The following is a 17,723-nucleotide window of genomic DNA, read 5'->3' on the forward strand; positions in this document are numbered from 1 at the left end:
GAAGAAAGGCGCAGTGCCGGCCCCAGCCAGATGGATCTCCGCATAACCTGCGGTTTCTCGCAGTTATGTTGTGGCGAGAACGAAATCGACGCCTTGTGCGATGATGGCTGGGCTGTACGCGTGTGGGCCGTCGTACTCGACTGCCGTGACCGCGTATCCCGCCTCGCACAATTGAGCGACGTGGACCCTTGCGCTGCGGTCGATTGGGATCTGCTCGTCGTGGGTTCCGTGGGAGAGGAAGATGCGCGGCGCGCCCGATTGCAGATGAACGGACAGGAATCCGGCCGAGGAGACGAGGAGATGGGTGACCACGTGTCCGTTGGCGAGGCCGAGGGAGAGCGTGTAGCTGCCGCCATCGGAATGGCCCGCGAAGACCAGCCGCGTCGGATCGAGGAGGTAGCGGGTGCTGACCTCGGCCAGCGCCTCGTCGACACGCTCCCGATCGGGCCCGTGCCCGCCGATAACGAGGTCCCAGGTCGGAAACAACGATTGGGGTGCAAGCAGCAGGAATCCCCGCGCCCGGGCATGCGCCTCCAGCATCGGCAGGATCTTCTCCGCGCTACCGCCTCCGCCGTGAAACAGAACCACGAGGGGTGTCGGTTGGCGCGGCTCGATCCCCTCCGGCACCACGAGGATCGCGTCGCGCTGAGCGAACAGGCCGAGGGCGTGTCGGCCTGGCGGCAGGGCTTCCCGGGTGGGGAGCCGGTGCGCGAAGGCGAGCCTGCCGGCGAGTCGGGGATCGATCATGCGGAATTCTGCTTATGGGGAATTTTCAAGGGGTGGCCGGCCGTCAGTCGGCCTTGTCCGCCTGAAGCGGCTTGATCTTCAACTGGTCGATCAGCCAGCGCCATCCGCCGTCGGCTTGGCGCCGTGCGGTCTCCGCCGAGATCGTCCCGTTCGGCAATCGTGCGAAGGTCATGGCGAGATCGCCGCTCCGGAGCGCCGGAAGGGTCTCGGCGGCCGGAAAATCGGATTTGCGCGCCAGGAGATCCGCATAGAATTGCCGGATCTCGGCGTGCCCCGTGGCCACGACCTTGCCGGCGGCCAACACCGCGTCACGTTCGTAGAGGGCAACCAACCCCTCCACATCCCCTGCGTTAGCGCGTTCGTTGAAGAGACGGGCAAGGTCTTCCGGCTCGAGGGCGAGGGGTGCGTGGTGGCCGGACGCTTCGGGCGTTGTCGTCATCGCAGATCTTCCTTGAACGAGATGGGAGGCTCAGGTCAGCAGCGTGCCGGCGCCGTCGCGGACCGAGACCGCGATGGGAATGCCAGCCTGCACACTCTCGGAGACGGTACAGAAGCGCTGGAACTGCTCCAGCACCCGGTCGATGCGTGGCACGGCGTCGGCGGTCGCCCCGAGGCTGATGGAGATTGCGATGCCCGTGATGCGCAGCCGGTTCTCGGCGTTGCGCGTGACCTCGCAATGCGCCTCGGCCCGGATGCCGCCGGCTTCCTGCTTGTACTTGCCGAGAGCGAAGACGAGACTGGCGCACAGGCAGTTCGTCACCGCCGAGACGAGAAGCTGTTCGGGAAACGGGCCTTCGCCTTTGCCAATCGGAACGGCCTCGTCAACGACCAGATGAGGGAGGACCCCGCCAAAATCGATCGCGAACTTGTAGCCTTCGATCTGCGTGATCGTGATGCTCGGGCTTGGATTCATTGTGCCTCCCCCTGCCGGTTCTCGTTTATCCGCAACGTGCCGGTCTGGTTCGAGAACGCCGTCACCCCGGCTCAAGCTCCCTTCGCCGGTTGATGATGGCACTGCGAGTTGACACCTCAGCGACGTTGGCATACCAAATACCAACGAATGTTACACCGAAAAAAGCAAGTCCTCGCGACGCCACTGACAAGGCTCCAGCCTGACCGATAAGGAGAGGAATGTTCCATGCCGGTGGATGAGCATCATCCTACTCCAGCTTCGAGCCCGCACGGTCGATGAAGCGGGCAGCGGAGACGACATCCGCGGCACGGGAGGGAGATTAAGGGTCAGCGCATGACGAGCCCAATCGATTTTGCCGCACTTGTGGCGGCGGCCGGCGATGCCGTTGTTGTGTCGGACCCGAGCGGTGCGATCATCGTGTGGAATCCCGCCGCAACGCGGATCTTCGGCTACACGGCGGCGGAGGTGATCGGCCAGTCTCTTGACCTCATCACGCCGGAGCGGCAGCGCCGGCGCCACTGGGATGGTTATGCCAAGACCATGCAGACGGGAGTGACCAAATATGGCGCCGACGTCCTCCGGGTGCCGGCCATCCACAAGGACGGCCACACGCTCTCCATCGCTTTCACGGTTGGGCTGATCCACGGCCCCGACAACGCCGTCAGGGGCATCGCCGCGATCATCCGCGACGAAACCCAGCGCTGGAACGACGAGCGCGACATGCGCCGCCGTCTGGCGGACCTCGAATCCCGCGTCGCCTGAGGGCGACGCGCGACACGCCGCTGGATTCTCGCTCGACGGGACCTTGGCCAACCCAGAACCCGCACCGACCGGGCAAGTCTCGAACTTCGACAATCGTCTAAGCCAACAGGGAGAACGCCACGATGAGCAAGCCGCTCGAGGGTATCAAGATCATCGATTTCACCCACGTCCAGGCTGGCCCAGCCTGTACGCAGCTCCTGGCCTGGTTCGGCGCTGACGTGATCAAGGTGGAGCGGCCTGGGGCCGGCGACGTGACGCGTACGCAGCTTCGCCACGTCGAGGGCGCCGACGCGCTCTACTTCACCATGCTCAATTCCAATAAGCGCTCCCTGACGCTCGACACCAAGACCCCCGAGGGCAAGGAAGTCCTTGAGAACCTGATCAAGCAGTCCGACGTCATGGTCGAGAATTTCGGCCCCGGCGCCCTCGACCGTATGGGCTTCTCCTGGTCGCGCATCCAGGAACTCAATCCGGGCATGATCCTCGCCTCGGTGAAGGGCTTCTCGGACGGTCACCACTACGAGGACCTGAAGGTCTACGAGAACGTCGCGCAGTGCGCGGGCGGTGCGGCCTCGACCACCGGCTTCTGGGACGGCCCGCCCACCGTCAGCGCCGCCGCGCTCGGCGACTCAAACACCGGCATGCATCTCGCCATCGGCATCCTCACGGCGCTTCACCAGAAGAACAAGACCGGCAAGGGCCAGAAGGTTGCCGTCTCGATGCAGGATTCGGTACTCAACCTCTGCCGCGTCAAGCTCCGGGATCAGCAGCGCCTCGATGCTCTCGGCTACCTCGAGGAATACCCGCAGTATCCGCACGGGGAGTTCTCGGACGTGGTGCCGCGCGGCGGCAACGCGGGAGGCGGCGGCCAGCCGGGCTGGGTGCTGAAGTGCAAGGGTTGGGAGACCGACCCGAACGCCTACATCTACTTCACGATCCAGGGCCATGCCTGGGCTCCGATCTGTAAGGCGATCGGCAAGCCGGAATGGGAGAACGATCCGGCCTACAGCACCGCCCGTGCGCGCCAGGACAAGATCATGGACATCTTCGGCACGATCGAGGCTTGGCTCGCCGACAAGACCAAGTTCGAGGCCGTGGACATCCTGCGCAAGTTCGACATCCCGTGCTCGCCGGTGCTGTCGATGAAGGAGATCGCCAACGACCCGTCGCTGCGCGCCAGCGGCACCGTGGTCGAGGTGCCGCACCCGAAGCTCGGCTCGTACCTGACCGTCGGAAGCCCGATCAAGTTCTCCGACATGCAGGTCGAGGTGAAGGCCTCGCCGCTGCTCGGTGAGCACACCGACGAAGTGCTGCTCGACCTCGGCTACACCCAGCAGCAGATCGAGCAATTGCACCAGGCCCGCGCCGTCTGAGGTGCCACACGAGGCAGTCCGTCCTTGGACGGGCCGCGACGAAAACCATGACGGCGCGCCGCGAGGCGCGCCGTTTCTTGTTGGATCAGGCCTGCATCTTCGGTCGGATCAAGATTCACGCCCGAACGCGGGGCTGGCCGTACGCTGACCTGGGACAACGGGCCACCGGCGTAAGAGTCTCAATCGGCGAACCGCCCTATGCCATTACGCTCGCTCGGTGGCAGGCGCCTTTCAAACTGTGCCCCGGTGATGGGCTACCCACTGGAACGAGCCCCGCCCGGCTCGAGAGACATCCTTAAACGCCGCAAATCTGTGTCGATGATCAGGCAATGGATCAGCCCGACCGGCGCCAGATAGGCTATCATGATGTCGAGGCGGCGATCCCGCTCATTCAGGACCAGCATGTCCAGAGCGCTGAGTTCCACGAGGAAGAATCCAGCGGGTCTCCGTCCTGGACATAGGCCCGCTGTTTCCCGGAGTAGCCGCTGATGGCCTTCACGACAAACCGCGTCGCGATTGCATCGTGACGCGAAAAGCGAAATTCAGGAGCGGTCACAACTCTGCGGTGATGTAATCCCAGGCCTGAATTGAGTAATCGCCGATGCAAGTGCGATCGACCGTGTTTCGCAATGATCGAGCTACTCGCGCGGGCGCAGAATGCGAACGGATAGGGTAGCGACCAAGCACTTTGTCTGCTCTAAATCGGCGGCTCCGCACGAGTATGATTCTGGTGTGATGCCTCGGTTTCGCTCCTGCGTCGAGCGCTGATCGGCTCAGCCCTCGCTACGCTGATGGCGAGAAATCATCTGATTTGGTCGTTCTATCCCACGAGGGACGGCCCGGAATTGCGGCCCTGCAACGTGCAAAAATTCGGGAAGGCTGCAAAGCGAATCGTCCATCGGCGCCGTGCCTGTCTCCTTCACCGCGAGCGCTCCGTAGGGCAACCAACCGCTGAAGGGCTCCAGGGCGTCTGGCTCGGCCGGACGGTACCAGCGCCAGACTTGGCGCGCCGCGCTCGGGGCGTACCAGCGGCCGGGTCGGCCCTCCACTAGGATCGGTCCAAGGGTCATGTGGTTGAGCCAGACTCGAGCGACGGATCGCGGGGCCGTGTGCATCGGGCGCCAGGTCGGTGGCATCGGAGATCTCCTGCGAGGCGATCGGGCGAGGATGAAACGGGCGCGGGGGCCAGGACTTGGCGTCCGGCCCCCGCGGGTCTTCTTCGATCGCTTCGGTTAGGCCGTCAGGCCGCGACGATGCGGGGGGCCGACTTGGTCTCGTCGGAGACGGCAAGCGCCTGCGCCACGACGCGCTTGCGCCAGGGCTTCAGCACCGCAATGGCGAGGAGCGAAGCGAGGATGTTGGCGCCGGCGGCCACCAGGAAGACGCCATCCCAACTGTTGGTCGCCTGCTGCAGATAGTTCGCGACCGGGACAAGAAGCGCGGCGGTGCCCTTCGCAGTGTAGAGCAAGCCTGCATTGGTGGCGGCGAACTTGGTGCCGAAGGTATCCGTGCAGGTCGAGGGAAAGAGAGAGTATATCTCGCCCCACGCAAAGAACACGAAGCCCGAGAGCAGCACGAACCACAGCGGGTCATGGCCCCAGAGGTAGAGCATGTAGATGCCGAAGCCTTCCATCGCGAAGGCGACGAACATGGTGTTCTCACGACCGATCTTGTCCGAGACCCAGCCGAAGAACGGGCGGGTCAGGCCGTTCAGCACGCGGTCGATGGTGGCCGCGAAGGTGATGGCGACCATGGTGATGCCCATGATCGTGACAGGCACCTTGTCGACACCGATATCGGCAGCGATGGGCTTCAGGTTTGCGGTGATCATCAGGCCGCCGGCGCCCACGATGACGAACATGAAGTACATCAGCCAGAAGATCGGCTGCCGGGCAACCTCACCGGGGGTGTAGTTGCGCCGGGTCTGGATGACGTTCGTGTTGGCGGCAGCCTCCGGAACCTGCCCCTTCTTCGGCGAGGTGAAGAAGAACGCCAGTGCGCAGACAACGAGACCCTGACCGATGCCGAAGTTGAAGAACGCGGCCTGGAAGCCGTGATCGGCGATCATCCATTGGATCGGAGCGACGGTGAGGGCCGAGCCAGCACCGAAGCCGGCAGCGATGATGCCGGCCGCCAGCCCGCGCTTGTCCGGAAACCATTTCAGGGCGCTGCCGACACAAGTGCCGTAGACCGCGCCCGCACCGATACCGGCGATGACTTGGCCGAGATAGAACATGTTCAACGAGGTGGCGTAGGAGTTGACCACCCAGCCGATGCCGCACAGCAGGCCGCCGAACAGCACCACCACCCGCGGGCCGTACTTGTCGACGAACCAGCCCTCGATGGGAACGAGCCAGGTCTCAAACAGAACGAACAGGGTGAAGGCCCATTGAATCGCCGCGCGATCGAAGCCGAATTTCTTTTGGATGTCAGGGACGAAGAACGTCCATCCGTACTGCAGATTCGCGATCATCACCATGCAGATGACGCCGATGACGAGCTGTCCCCATCGATAACTGTCAGATACGCGCTCGGTTGTGGTTTCCACCCTCGACATGGCTTTTCCTCCGGTAGGCTCTTGCTGAAACGAGTACGCAATCGGATCTGCGGCCGATGCTGCGCACGGGGGCCGTTAGCCGCCGGGCTTGTCGCCGGCTTGGTATGTGGAATACCAGCCTCTCTCGCGTCGAACCAATCGTCAAGAGTTGGTTTCCAAGAAATCGATCTCGCAATGCAGCGTGTTCACCAGATTTCGATGCACTTTCGAGCCCTGACCGGCTGTTCTTCAGCTATCCAGGAAGTCGTCCAGCCCGATTGCAATGCCACGTCCCGATGAGGTGCGGACGATCGCCGAGCCGTTGACCAAGCTGCGCAGGCCGGTGATTTGGCCCATCAATCTATTGACCTGGAAGAGAGTCGCGCGTGAATTTCCGCTTGTCTGCCATGATTTGAACACGCCCGCGCATCGGGGAGATGCGCGATACTGCCGATCGGCAAAGCTGGTGTACCGCACAAGCTTGGTGCGTTGTTAAAGTGGACGAACGTTGGGGCTACGAGTCCAACGGTGTCGATTATAGAATTTTTGCTGCGACGCAGCATAGCCGCCGATGAAATATGTGGCTGGCCCGCGTCGATCGTCTTCCCTGAGCCGCTTTGAAGTGGGGGCGTGAACGACAAATCAACGGATCTGTCGCGTGTTTATGCACAATATTTCAAGGGGCGCGTTGACAACTGAAATTCTGTATACCAAGTTTTCTTCACAAAACGTCACGAGTCCGGAGTATCGGCGCCATGAGCGCGAGCCAGAAGCCTGGCAGTCAAGCCTCGCGCGTGCGCCACATCCGTATGGACCGATCCGTGCGCGAAGCGATGCGCCTCCTCTCGACACCGGACGTCGATGCTTTGATCGTCGTGGACGGAGCCTGCGACGAGACTGGCTGCTTCATCGGAATACTCACGGAGCGGGACATCTTCCGCTCCATGTCCGACAAGGGCCTGGAGACGCTCGACAGTCTGGTCTGGATGCTGACCACGCCGGAATTCGTCACTGCTGACGTGCGAACCCCACCGGCGGACCGGCTGCAACTTTTCTGCGCACACAAGATCAACCATATCGCCATTATGGACGGCCTTTGCCTTCACTCGGTCCAGAGTATCTGGGATTGTGTTGCCGAAGCTCCACACGCTTAGACTGCCCTACGACAGACCTCGGCTGAGATCGGAATCGTCATCGATCGGCGAAGTTCGTGTAGAAACGTTCGACGTTCGGATCCTGCACTGCAAAGGAATTCCGCGGTTTTCAGCCAGAATCTTTTGCAGTGCCCAAATCTTGACCCGGAATGCGTTTGAACTCAGATTCTTTAGCCTCGCTCGACATTGGGCGGGGCAAGGCAAAGTTGGCTCAAGAGAGCTGGCACCCATCATCGTTCGAGGCTTCGGCAAGGTGCCGTTATCCGCGATGAGGGAGTTGAAGGAGTGATCTCCATGCGTTTCCTGGCAATCCTCGACTGCCCGGTGATCTTCAGCGGCGAGAATAGCTATGGGATGACCAGCATCGATATGTGCCCGTCGACCGGGATCACGAGCGGGCTGATCAGTCGGCACGTGAAAGTGGTCGACGGTCGCCTGATCGCGGTCTGCATCTGGACCAGCGAGTTCTGCTGCCGCAAGTACTTCGATGCGGCTTGGTACGGCAAGGCAGCCGACCTATGGGGCGACCAGTATCAACTTCGTCTCGAGGCAATCGAGGAACCCCAGGCCGCCTGAGCATACGCGCCTGAGAGGCATCCGGGCGCGGATTTCAGGCAGTCCGGCCCACGCGGACAGCGGAGTGCTTCGGCATGACCAGCCATGCCCTGGCCAACCCGCCGCAGGTCGTCGATGCCGACGTCCACGGCCCCTGGAATCCCGGCATAGAATCGAGCTTGCCGCGCTCGATCCTTCCGCTGGCCACCGTCTTCCGCGCCGAGAACGTCGAGACTCCTCTCGCTGAAGCCTATGAGATGAGCGATGTCAGCGGGCTGCCGCTGACCCAGGTCGTCCGTTTCCGGCCCGAGCGACTGGTGGTCCACGAGGTTCTGATCCGCGTAATGGCGGATCTCTCCGTACCGATGGGACAGACCTACGGCGATCTCGGCGTGAACTTCCGCGCGATCGTCTCGATCATCCTGTGCGAGGGCATCGCGGATCACGCCCGGGAGATCGCCGCCCGCCATGCGGAGATTTGCTCCATCGCCGCCGCGCTCTTGGATAGCGAGATTGCCGCGATGCTGGACGAGCGTCATCCGTGTGCCGAGGTCACGGAGCCGGCGTCGTGGCTTCGCTTCTGGCGCCTGCGCGATCGGAGGACGAGCCCTCACGTGCAGGAGAGGTGGGACCCGGCGAGCCGAGCCGAGCACCATCTCGAGGCTTGGCAGGTTCGGACGATCGCGACCGACGATCCCCTCTCAGCAGCGGCCTGTGCAGCGCTTCGCTGCGTGGTCGCAAGTCTCATCGGCCGCCGTGGCTTCCTGATTCGCGACCGGGTGCTCCTTGGCAGGCTGGCCGGCACCCTCGTGTCGAACGGCTATGGTAGCCGCGTCCTAGGTGAGATGATCGAGCCCTGGATCCAGGAGATCGTGGCGCGCCATGGCTACGTCCGCCTGGAAGCACAGCCAGCCCCGGTGATCCTCAACGTCAAGGGCTCCTCCGCATCTGGCAAGAGCACGATCCGGCCCTACCAACGGGCACTGGTCGAGGCCCTGGGGCTCGACTGGCTGGACTTCGCGCTGATCACACCCGATGTCTGGCGCAAGTTCCTGCTCGACTACGACAGTCTGGGGCCAGCACGACGCTACGCCGGACCGCTCACCGGCCACGAGGTCGAGATCGTCGACCGCAAGCTCGACGGCTACATGGCGCGCAAGGCGGATGCCGGACGCATCTCCCACCTCCTCATCGACCGCTTCCGCTTCGACAGCTTCGCGGTCAATCCCGGCACCGAGATGGGGAGCCAACTGCTCACCCGCTTCGGGCATCAGGTTTACATGCAATTCATGATCACGCCGCCGGATGCCACGGTGGAGCGAGCCTGGAAGCGCGGCGAGCAGTTCGGCCGCTACAAGGCGGTGGAGGACCTGCTGGCGCACAATGTCGAGGCCTATACAGGCATGCCGCGGCTTTTTTTCACCTGGGTGCTGCGGCCCGACAAGGAGGTCCATTTCGAGTTTCTCGACAACAGTGTGCCGGAGGGTCAGCGGCCCCGCACTGTCGCGTTTGGGTCGAATGGGGTCATGAATATTCTCGACGTTCAGGTTCTGCTCGACATCGATCGCTATCAAGCGATCAACATCCAAGCCCGCGATCCGGAGGCGGTCTATGTCGGCGTTCCTCCCCCAGAAAGGCTTGGGGCGATGCGCTTCCTGCGGGATTGCCTGCGCCGGATGACGATCATCCGCTTCGCCGATCACGCTACCGGGCGGGTGCTCGCGCATCTCGAGAACGGGCGCCTTGCCAGTCTAGCGCCGATGCTCGCCGAGGCGGCCCCAATGGTGCATCAGGTACTGACCGCCCTGGATGTGCTCTCGTCGGCGGAGGCGACCGTGGACACCGGCGAGGCCCTCCGGATTAAGGGGGCATGCACCCTCGGTGCCTGGGGCGAGGACGCAGCGCCTGAACCACCGACCTGACGGCGTTCACAAAGGTGCGGCGTCAAGGAAAATTATCGGCCGCGACCTGTTAATTTGCAGTGCAGCATGAGAAAACCGCACTGCAATATGCCGTCAGGAGGCCGGCCGTACTCGCATCCATCCTCGTAACGATCTTCACCCTCATCGCCCTGCAGGTCGTGCTGGTGATCAAGCTCGCCGATTGGCTGTCGCAGGACAGCGGGTCCGTCGAGGGCCACAACGAGATTATTGCCGGTGCCGGCCACGGCCGCTTCGCCGGCATCGCCTGAGCCGTTCGACCGTTCCGAGGAGCAGTCTTCCTAAAAGGGGGGGCGGCATCGAGGGATCGAGACCGCGCGAGTTGGGAGGAGAAACCGGGTTGAGGGACGGGATTACTCGGCGGCGCTCTTCCGGACTGAGCCGATGGCGCCGGACTCGGCGATCTTAAGGCGCTCGGCTTCGGAGTAGCCGAGGACCTCGGAAAGGATCTCCTCGGTGTGCTCGCCGAGCAGGGGCGACCGGGTGATCTCAGTCTCGCTCGCCGAGAGCCGGATGGGATTGCCCACCGTCAGGTACTTGCCGCGGGTGGGGTGATCGACTTCCACCACGGTGCCGGACTTGCGCAGGGATTGGTCCTCCGCGATCTCCTTCATGGAGAGGATCGGGCCGCACGGCACGTGCAGAGCGTTGAGGATCTCCATCGCCTCGAACTTGGTCTTCGACATCGTCCAGGATTCGATGCGGGTGAAGATCTCGTTCAGGTGCGGCAAGCGAGCGTTCGGCGTGGCGTAGTCGGGATGGGTCGCCCAGGCGGGTTCGCCGATGACATCGCAGATCTGCGGCCACACAGCTCCCTGCGTAATGAAGTAGATGTAGGCGTTCGGGTCGGTCTCCCAGCCCTTACACTTGAGGATACGGCCCGGCTGGCCACCCCCGGAATCATTGCCGGCGCGCGGCACCGAATCACCGAACGGGATACCCTCGCCGAACTGGCTGTATTCCGGCAGGGGGCCGCGCTCGAGGCGCTGCTGGTCGCGCAGTTTTACGCGGCACAGGTTCAGCACCCCGTCCTGCATGGCACAGTCGACGCGCTGGCCGAGGCCGTTCTGGGTCCGGTGGTACAGGGCTGTGACGATGCCCAGTGCCAGATGGAGGCCGGTGCCGGAGTCGCCGATCTGGGCCCCCGTCACCATCGGGATATCGGTGCGGAACCCCGTGGTGGAGGCAGCACCGCCGACGCATTGCGCCACATTCTCGTAGACCTTGCAGTTCTCGTAGGCGCCCGGGCCGAATCCCTTCACCGAGGCGAGGATCATGCGCGGGTTGGCGACGTGGATCGCCTCCCAGGTCAGGCCCATCCGAGCGAGGGCACCGGGGGCGAAGTTCTCGACGAGAACGTCGCACTCGCCGATCAGACGCCACAGCACCTCGATGCCCTTCGGATTCTTGGTGTCGAGGGTGATTGAGCGCTTGTTGTGGTTCAGCATCGTGAAATACAGGCTGTCCACATCGGGGATGTCCTGCAACTGCTGGCGCGTGGCATCGCCCACGCCCGGCCGCTCGACCTTGATCACGTCCGCGCCGAACCAGGCCAGAAGTTGCGTGCAGGTCGGGCCCGACTGGACGTGCGTGAAGTCGAGGATCTTGACGCCTTCGAGGGCTTTCATGGCACAGGCTCACCTATCCGGGAGACTTCAGCGCGGGCATTCGGCGAAACGACGATCGCGGGAGGAGGCCCTCCCGCGCGGCGTTGACGGCGCCGCCCTGGCCGGAGCGTACGGAGCCCCCCAGGAGAGGCCGCGCCGTGCCTCCGGAGACGAAGCCGATCTCCGGAGGTGCTGCCGTCCGTCAGCTCAGGCGGTCTTCTTACGGACCACAGTGCTTGTCGGGTTCAGGCTGCCGATGTTGCCACTCTCAGTGCCGGCGGCGGGGTCGATAACGGCGTTGATCAGGGTGGGCTTGCCCGAATCCATCGCCGCGTTGACCGCCTGCGAGAGCTCGTCCGGCGTCGTGACGTGGACGCCGACGCCGCCGAAGGCCTCCATCATCTTGTCGTAGCGCGAATCTTTCACGAACACCGTGGTGCCGGGATCGCGGCCGGTGGGATCGATGTCGGTGCCGCGATAGATGCCGTTGTTGTTGAAGACCACGATGCAGACCGGCAGATCGTACCGGCAGATCGTCTCGACCTCCATACCGGAGAAGCCGAAGGCCGAGTCGCCCTCCACTGCGAGGACCGGCTTACCGGTCTCGACGGCGGCCGCCACCGCGAAGCCCATGCCGATGCCCATGATGCCCCAGGTGCCGACATCCAGGCGCTTGCGCGGCTGGTACATGTCGATGATGCCGCGGGCGAGGTCGAGGGTATTGGCGCCCTCATTGACGAGGATCGCGTCGGGCCGCTCCTTGATGATGGTCCGGAGTGCGCCCAGCGCTCCGTGGAAGTCCATCGGAGCCGAATTCTTCTTCAGCTTCGAGGCCATCTTGGCGAGGTTCTCCTCCTTCTTGGTCCGGATCGCATCAGTCCAGGCCGTGGGGGGCGCCTGCCAGTTCTGGCCCATGCCGTCGAGGAGAGCGGTGACGCAGGAGCCGATGTCGCCGACCACCGGAGCGACGATCTCGACGTTCGAGTCCATTTCCTTCGGCTCGATGTCGATCTGGATGAACTTTTTCGAGCCGGGGGCGCCCCAGGTCTTGCCCTTGCCATGTGAGAGCAGCCAGTTCAGGCGCGCACCCACCAGAAGGACGACGTCCGCCTCCTTCAGGACGAGGGAGCGGGCCGCGCCGGCCGATTGCGGATGGGTGTCGGGGAGGAGGCCCTTGGCCATGCTCATCGGCACGTAGGGAATACCGCTGCGCTCGACGAGGTTGCGGACCTCCTCGTCGGCCTGGGCGTAGGCGGCGCCCTTGCCGAGAACGATCAGCGGACGCTTGGCGCCCTTCAGCACGTCGAGCGCACGGGTGATGGCACCCGGGGCCGGCAGTTGCGCTGGAGCGGCGTCGATCACCTTAACCAGGGACTTGGCGCCGGCCTCGGCGTCCATGACCTGGGAGAACAGCTTGGCGGGCAGGTCGAGATAGACGCCGCCTGGGCGGCCTGAGACGGCGGCGCGGATGGCGCGGGCAACGGCGATGCCGATGTCAGCGGCGTGCAGCACGCGGAAGGCGGCCTTGCACAGGGGCTTGGCGATGGCGAGCTGATCCATCTCCTCGTAGTCGCCCTGCTGCAGATCGACGATCTCGCGCTCGGAGGAACCCGAGATCAGGATCATCGGGAAGCAGTTGGTGGTGGCGTTGGCCAGCGCCGTCAGACCGTTGAGGAAGCCGGGCGCGGAGACGGTTAGGCAGATGCCGGGCTTCTTGGTGAGGAAGCCCGCGATCGCGGCGGCGTTGCCGGCGTGCTGCTCGTGGCGGAAGGAGATGACGCGCATGCCGGCGGCCTGCGCGAGGCGGCCGAGATCGGTGATCGGAATGCCGGGCACGCCGTAGATGTTGTCGATGCCGTTGAGCTTCAGCGCGTCGATGACGAGGTGGAAGCCGTCGATCTGCTCGCCCGCGTGATCGGACGTGACACCAACGCCGGTGGCGACGTCGTGGACGGCCTGCGTGGATTCTGAGCCAGCGGTTCTATCCATGGTGTTTCCTCCATTTGGGGCGCTTCTTGTTGGATGGCGCGCCGTTCTTGGTCGTGTTCGAACGTATGAGGCCGTCGTTTGACTGAACTCGTTCCGAGTGGCTCAAGTTTTCAGCGTAAGGTAACGACCAATCTGTCAGCATCCCTGCGGCTGATATTCAAGATATCTCGAGATTCGCTCAGACGTAGGCTGTTAAAACAAGACTATATCAATTCGTGCTGATCGATCGCTTGGGGATCGGTCTGCGTTACGCGAGGATCTGATCGAAGGATTGTGTTGAGTGCAGTGCTGCCAATCCCAATCATCCAATTGTCAGTCCAAGAATGGTGGCATACCAAATACCACGTGTCAAACTGGATCTGGTGAATGGTTTGGGCTTGCGATCGCTCTCTGGCGCCCTGCACCGGAACGGAAAACCGATGCTCCGTTCGATACGGGCAGCCGTTCGTCGTCACAGCTTGGTGAGTCGACGTAGCTATGTTGTTGTTGCAGGGGGGATATTCAAATCTTGTCCCGGGTCAAACGCTCGGGTTTCCTTGTGTTCCGAGAGCGGGTTCGGCATGTTCCGGACCAAATTGACGGTGCCTCAGCGTCCTACCGATCGTTCCAGGTGTAAGCATGGTTGAGTCCACGACCTTTCAGATCAAGCCGCTCGCCGCCACGTCGAGCTTGCGTGCGCTTGCCTACGATGCGCTGAAGGAAGCCATTACCAACATGAACATCTACAGCCAGCGCGACGAGGTCAGGCTCGACGAGCGCAAGCTGTCCCAGGATCTCGGTGTCAGCCGCACTCCAGTCCGCGAAGCCCTCACGGTTTTGGAGCAGGAAGGTTTCGTTCGGTTCGAAGCCCGTCGCGGCGTCTTCGTGATCAAGAAGTCGAAGAAAGAGATCGTTGCGATGATCCAGGCTTGGTCAGCCCTGGAGAGCATGGCCGCACGACTCGCTTGCGAGCACGCTACCGACGAGCAACTCGGCTGCCTGCGTATCCATTTCCCTGAATTCTACGAGGGGCGCCCAACCGATCACATGGATGAGTACTCGGATGCAAACATCCGGTTTCATCAGAAGATCATCTCGCTCGGCGGCTGCGATGTGATCAAGGACATCACCAGCAACCTGCTGATGCATGTCCGCGGCATCCGAAACACCGCCCTGCGCCAGGGCGACCGGGCAGCGAACTCAATCAAGGAGCATGTTGAGATCATCCAGGCCCTTGAGGCACGAGATGCTGAGCGCGCCGAACGCCTCGTGCGCGAGCACGGCCTGGGCCTCGCCCGCCACGTCGAGAAGTACGGCGACTACCTCGACTGAGGAGGTGAGGACGCTGGTCTCTGCGATTGCGGTTTCTCAGTAGCTCGGGACCAGCCGTTCCTCCGGCAGCGGCGCTTCCATATGGAAGTGCAGTCCGCTGACTGCATAGTCGATAGCCACGGTAGCGTTACACTGCTGTGCCAGGACCCGCTGAAGCAGAGTCGAGCCGAAGCCCTTGCGCTGGGGCGGCGTCACCGCCGGCCCACCCAACTCCGTCCAGTCGAGGGTCAGGCGCCGTCCGGTGTCACTTGCCAGGACATCCCATACGATCGTGATCCGGCCACCCGGTTCGGAGAGCGCTCCGTGTTTCGCCGCGTTCGTGGTCAGCTCATGGAATGCCATTCCGGTTGGGACGGCGAGGTCCGCTGCCAGCTCGATCACTGGCCCCTGGAGGTGGATACGTTGGCTCTCTGCATCGTTGTACGGGCTGAGCTCGTTCTCTAGCAGCTCGTGCAGGGGAGCCGTCTGCCAATAATCCTCAGTGAGGAGTGTGTGGGTTTTGCCCAGCGAGACGATCCGGTTGGAGAAGGACTGGTAGAACGTTTCGACATCATGGGTGGACCGTGCTGTGGCGCCGAGCAGGCCCTGCACCGTGGCGAGCGTGTTCTTGACACGATGATGAAGCTCTCGAATCAGCAGGGCTTGACGTTCATGAGTCTTCTGGCGCTCGTCCAAGTGGGCGGCCACCTCCCACTGGCGGCGACGGGCGCGCAGGGCTGAACGTACCGCATTGGCGAGCACCGCCGGATGGAACGGCCGCTCCAGCAGGGTCACGTTGCCGAGTAGGCCGTTCAGGCGTTCGTCGGGTGAGGCGCCACGATGGCTAAGCAGGAGGAAGGGAAAGTCGGACCAGGGGGGTTGTCGCTCGGACCATTCGGCGATCGCCCGTCGGTCCGAGTGCAGGAGAGCCTCTTCGGTGATCACCGCGCAGGCCGCAACATCCAGGTCCGCCACCAGGTCCGCTAGGTTCGCCTTGATCCGCGAATTGATGCCGACCTCAGCCAGGATCGCGGCAGCGATGCGCGCGTCGCGTCCGCCCGGTGCCAGGATCAGCGCGATGGGATCAGGCTGCGCCATGGGAGCCGGTCTGACTGCCGGTGATCTGCGCCGATGAAGTGGGTCGGTCATCAAGAAGATCGGCGCGGTCGCCCTCGAAGGTCGGCACGCCGGTGAGCACGCCACGAAAATCCTTGAGCACCTCTCCCACCCGGAGGCCCTGGGAGTCGATCCGGAACTCTCGGATCGTGTCCTCGTGCGGACCGGTGCGCTTCTTCAGGACCGAGAGGGCGCGGCGCACATGGCCGCCCGCCTCGAAGAAGCGGAGCATCACCACTGTGTCGCTGACATAGGTGAGATCGACCGGCGCCTCCATCCGCCCCACCATCCCATGCTGGGCGAGCACTAGGATCGTCACCACACCCTGCTGGTTCAGATAAGTTGTCATCTCGTGCATCTGCAGCACCAAGTGCGGCTGCCCACTCATGGCGCTCATGTAGCCTGTGAGGCTGTCGATCACCACGACTCGCGCACGATCGGTCTCGACCGCGTCGCGGATTCGTCCGGCGAAATCACCCGCCGAGACATCGGCCGGGTCCATCTGTTCGATCCGTAGGCGGCCGGATTCGATGTGGTGGCCGACCGCGAAACCGATCCCGGAGGCCCGTCGCTGAAGGATCCCGACGGTCTCGTCGAAACTGATGATGAGCCCGTGCTCGCCTCGATCGAGGGCGGCCATCAGGTAACCGAGGGCGAGGGTCGACTTACCGGCACCCGAAGGGCCGATGATGAGGCTTGTGGTGCCCCGGTCCAAGCCGCCGCCGAGGACCGCGTCGAGTTCCGGAACCCCGCAGGCAACAGTCTCGGGCTCGAATTGAGCATGGTGATCCGCTGCTACGAGGCGGGGAAAGATGCGAACCCCGCCACGTCGCAGCACGAAGTCGTGGAAGCCGCCCTCATAGGAAGTGCCGCGCATCTTGATAATGTGCAGCCGACGACGTCCGGCGCCGTAGGTCGGTGTCACTTGTTCGAGGCGGAGAACCGCGTGGCTGATGGAATGCAGGTTAAGATCGTCGTCTTCAGAGCTGAGATCGTCGAGCATCAGCACGGTGGCGTTGTTGAGCAGGAAATAGCTCTTCAGCGCCAGCACCTGCCGCCGATATCGCAGTGAGCCCTGCGACAGCAGGCGGATTTCCGACAAGCTGTCAAATACCACCCGGACTGGATTTACGCGCTCGATCTCGGCCAGTGCCATCCGGACCGTTTCGCCCAGTTCCAAGTCGGATGAGTGGATAAGGCTTTGCTGCTGCTCCGAATCCAGGCTGAGCTCCGGCGGAACCAACTCGTAGATTTCGACCCCGTCCAGGGACCAGCCGTGGCGCTCAGCGACCGAAAGAAGTTCGCGCCGGCTCTCCGAGAGGGTGATGTAAAGGCCGCGCTCACCCCGCTTCAAGCCATCGAGAAGAAATTGCAGCCCGAGGGTCGTCTTGCCACTGCCCGGCCGCCCCTCGATGAGATGAGCTCGCTGCGCCGCGTAGCCGCCGTGAAGGATCTCGTCGAGGCCCGGCACTCCGGTCGGGATCGGCGCGGCGTCGCCGGCGACGGGGGTCTGCATGGATAGATCCGCAACGTGAAAACCGCGTCCATCATAGGTGGGGCGCCCCTCGGCGTCGCCGGTATTTATGCCACACCGCCGGGGTATGAACCCCGCTGTGCGTCCATGATGCCTGCAGCGGTTTGCAAGATCGACCTTCGTCCATCTCCGCCGAAGGTTGCCCTTTGCAGAACCGCGAGGGCACCGTATCAGGGCCGCCCTTGCCGCGCGGCCGCGAGATACAGC

General features: G+C 63.3%; 16 protein-coding genes. 7 read left to right on the forward strand and 9 right to left on the reverse strand.

Annotated elements, in window-relative coordinates; translation table 11 throughout:
* Window positions 1-63: 63 nt before the first annotated feature.
* The 3 genes from CRT23_RS21625 to CRT23_RS21635 are packed head-to-tail and all read right to left on the reverse strand — an operon-like array spanning window position 64 to window position 1,660.
* Entirely contained in the window at window positions 64-747 is a 684-nt protein-coding gene (locus tag CRT23_RS21625; protein WP_103711745.1) for an esterase, read from the reverse strand.
* 43 nt (window positions 748-790) lie between these two features.
* Complete coding sequence (locus tag CRT23_RS21630; RefSeq protein ID WP_103711746.1) at window positions 791-1,186, reverse strand: nuclear transport factor 2 family protein; 396 nt, start codon at window positions 1,184-1,186, stop codon at window positions 791-793.
* A 30-nt stretch (window positions 1,187-1,216) separates the two neighbouring features.
* Entirely contained in the window at window positions 1,217-1,660 is a 444-nt protein-coding gene (locus CRT23_RS21635) for an OsmC family protein (protein WP_103711747.1), read from the reverse strand.
* Window positions 1,661-1,993: 333 nt separating this feature from the next.
* Here CRT23_RS21635 and CRT23_RS21640 point away from each other — a divergent pair, with 333 nt between their 5' ends.
* Both CRT23_RS21640 and frc (CRT23_RS21645) read left to right on the forward strand, forming a co-directional pair.
* On the forward strand, window positions 1,994-2,422 hold the full coding sequence (locus CRT23_RS21640; protein ID WP_103711748.1) for a PAS domain-containing protein: 429 nt from the start codon (window positions 1,994-1,996) through the stop codon (window positions 2,420-2,422).
* 122 nt (window positions 2,423-2,544) lie between these two features.
* Entirely contained in the window at window positions 2,545-3,795 is a 1,251-nt protein-coding gene (gene frc, locus CRT23_RS21645) for a formyl-CoA transferase (RefSeq protein ID WP_103711749.1), read from the forward strand.
* A gap of 254 nt (window positions 3,796-4,049) precedes the next feature.
* Here frc (CRT23_RS21645) and CRT23_RS28895 read toward each other — a convergent pair whose 3' ends face one another.
* Together CRT23_RS28895 and oxlT are read right to left on the reverse strand one after the other, a co-directional pair.
* Window positions 4,050-4,220, reverse strand: a complete 171-nt coding sequence (locus CRT23_RS28895; protein ID WP_210202097.1) for a hypothetical protein — start codon at window positions 4,218-4,220, stop codon at window positions 4,050-4,052.
* A gap of 815 nt (window positions 4,221-5,035) precedes the next feature.
* Window positions 5,036-6,352, reverse strand: a complete 1,317-nt coding sequence (gene oxlT, locus CRT23_RS21655; protein ID WP_103711750.1) for an oxalate/formate MFS antiporter — start codon at window positions 6,350-6,352, stop codon at window positions 5,036-5,038.
* Window positions 6,353-7,086: 734 nt separating this feature from the next.
* Here oxlT and CRT23_RS21660 point away from each other — a divergent pair.
* The 4 genes from CRT23_RS21660 (at window position 7,087) to CRT23_RS21675 (ending at window position 10,231) form a co-directional block, all read left to right on the forward strand.
* Entirely contained in the window at window positions 7,087-7,485 is a 399-nt protein-coding gene (locus CRT23_RS21660) for a CBS domain-containing protein (RefSeq protein WP_103711751.1), read from the forward strand.
* 294 nt (window positions 7,486-7,779) lie between these two features.
* Entirely contained in the window at window positions 7,780-8,061 is a 282-nt protein-coding gene (locus CRT23_RS21665; RefSeq protein WP_055957098.1) for a hypothetical protein, read from the forward strand.
* Window positions 8,062-8,135: 74 nt separating this feature from the next.
* Window positions 8,136-9,962: a hypothetical protein gene (locus CRT23_RS21670; RefSeq protein WP_103711752.1), complete on the forward strand. Its 1,827-nt coding sequence runs from the start codon at window positions 8,136-8,138 to the stop codon at window positions 9,960-9,962.
* Window positions 9,963-10,021: 59 nt separating this feature from the next.
* Window positions 10,022-10,231, forward strand: a complete 210-nt coding sequence (locus CRT23_RS21675) for a hypothetical protein (RefSeq protein WP_103711753.1) — start codon at window positions 10,022-10,024, stop codon at window positions 10,229-10,231.
* A 102-nt stretch (window positions 10,232-10,333) separates the two neighbouring features.
* Here CRT23_RS21675 and frc (CRT23_RS21680) read toward each other — a convergent pair whose 3' ends face one another.
* Window positions 10,334-11,608 carry a formyl-CoA transferase gene (gene frc, locus CRT23_RS21680; protein WP_103711754.1) on the reverse strand — a complete coding sequence of 425 codons (1,275 nt, stop codon included), beginning with the start codon at window positions 11,606-11,608 and terminating at the stop codon, window positions 10,334-10,336.
* A 186-nt stretch (window positions 11,609-11,794) separates the two neighbouring features.
* A complete protein-coding gene (gene oxc, locus CRT23_RS21685; RefSeq protein WP_245436466.1) occupies window positions 11,795-13,576 on the reverse strand; it encodes an oxalyl-CoA decarboxylase in 1,782 nt (593 codons plus the stop codon).
* A 618-nt stretch (window positions 13,577-14,194) separates the two neighbouring features.
* Between oxc and CRT23_RS21690 the strand changes: the two genes are divergently transcribed.
* Window positions 14,195-14,887, forward strand: a complete 693-nt coding sequence (locus CRT23_RS21690) for a GntR family transcriptional regulator (protein WP_055957088.1) — start codon at window positions 14,195-14,197, stop codon at window positions 14,885-14,887.
* Window positions 14,888-14,923: 36 nt separating this feature from the next.
* On the opposite strand, the gene CRT23_RS21695 is transcribed toward CRT23_RS21690, so the two are convergent.
* Complete coding sequence (locus CRT23_RS21695; RefSeq protein WP_103711755.1) at window positions 14,924-15,964, reverse strand: sensor histidine kinase; 1,041 nt, start codon at window positions 15,962-15,964, stop codon at window positions 14,924-14,926.
* The gene (locus CRT23_RS21700; RefSeq protein WP_103711756.1) at window positions 15,951-17,498 is read right to left on the reverse strand and encodes an ATPase domain-containing protein; all 1,548 of its coding nucleotides are present in this window, start codon (window positions 17,496-17,498) and stop codon (window positions 15,951-15,953) included. The genes CRT23_RS21695 and CRT23_RS21700 overlap by 14 nt, the downstream gene beginning before the upstream one ends.
* Window positions 17,499-17,723: the final 225 nt, after the last annotated feature.

This window comes from Methylobacterium sp. V23 (assembly GCF_002917135.1).
Lineage (GTDB): Bacteria > Pseudomonadota > Alphaproteobacteria > Rhizobiales > Beijerinckiaceae > Methylobacterium.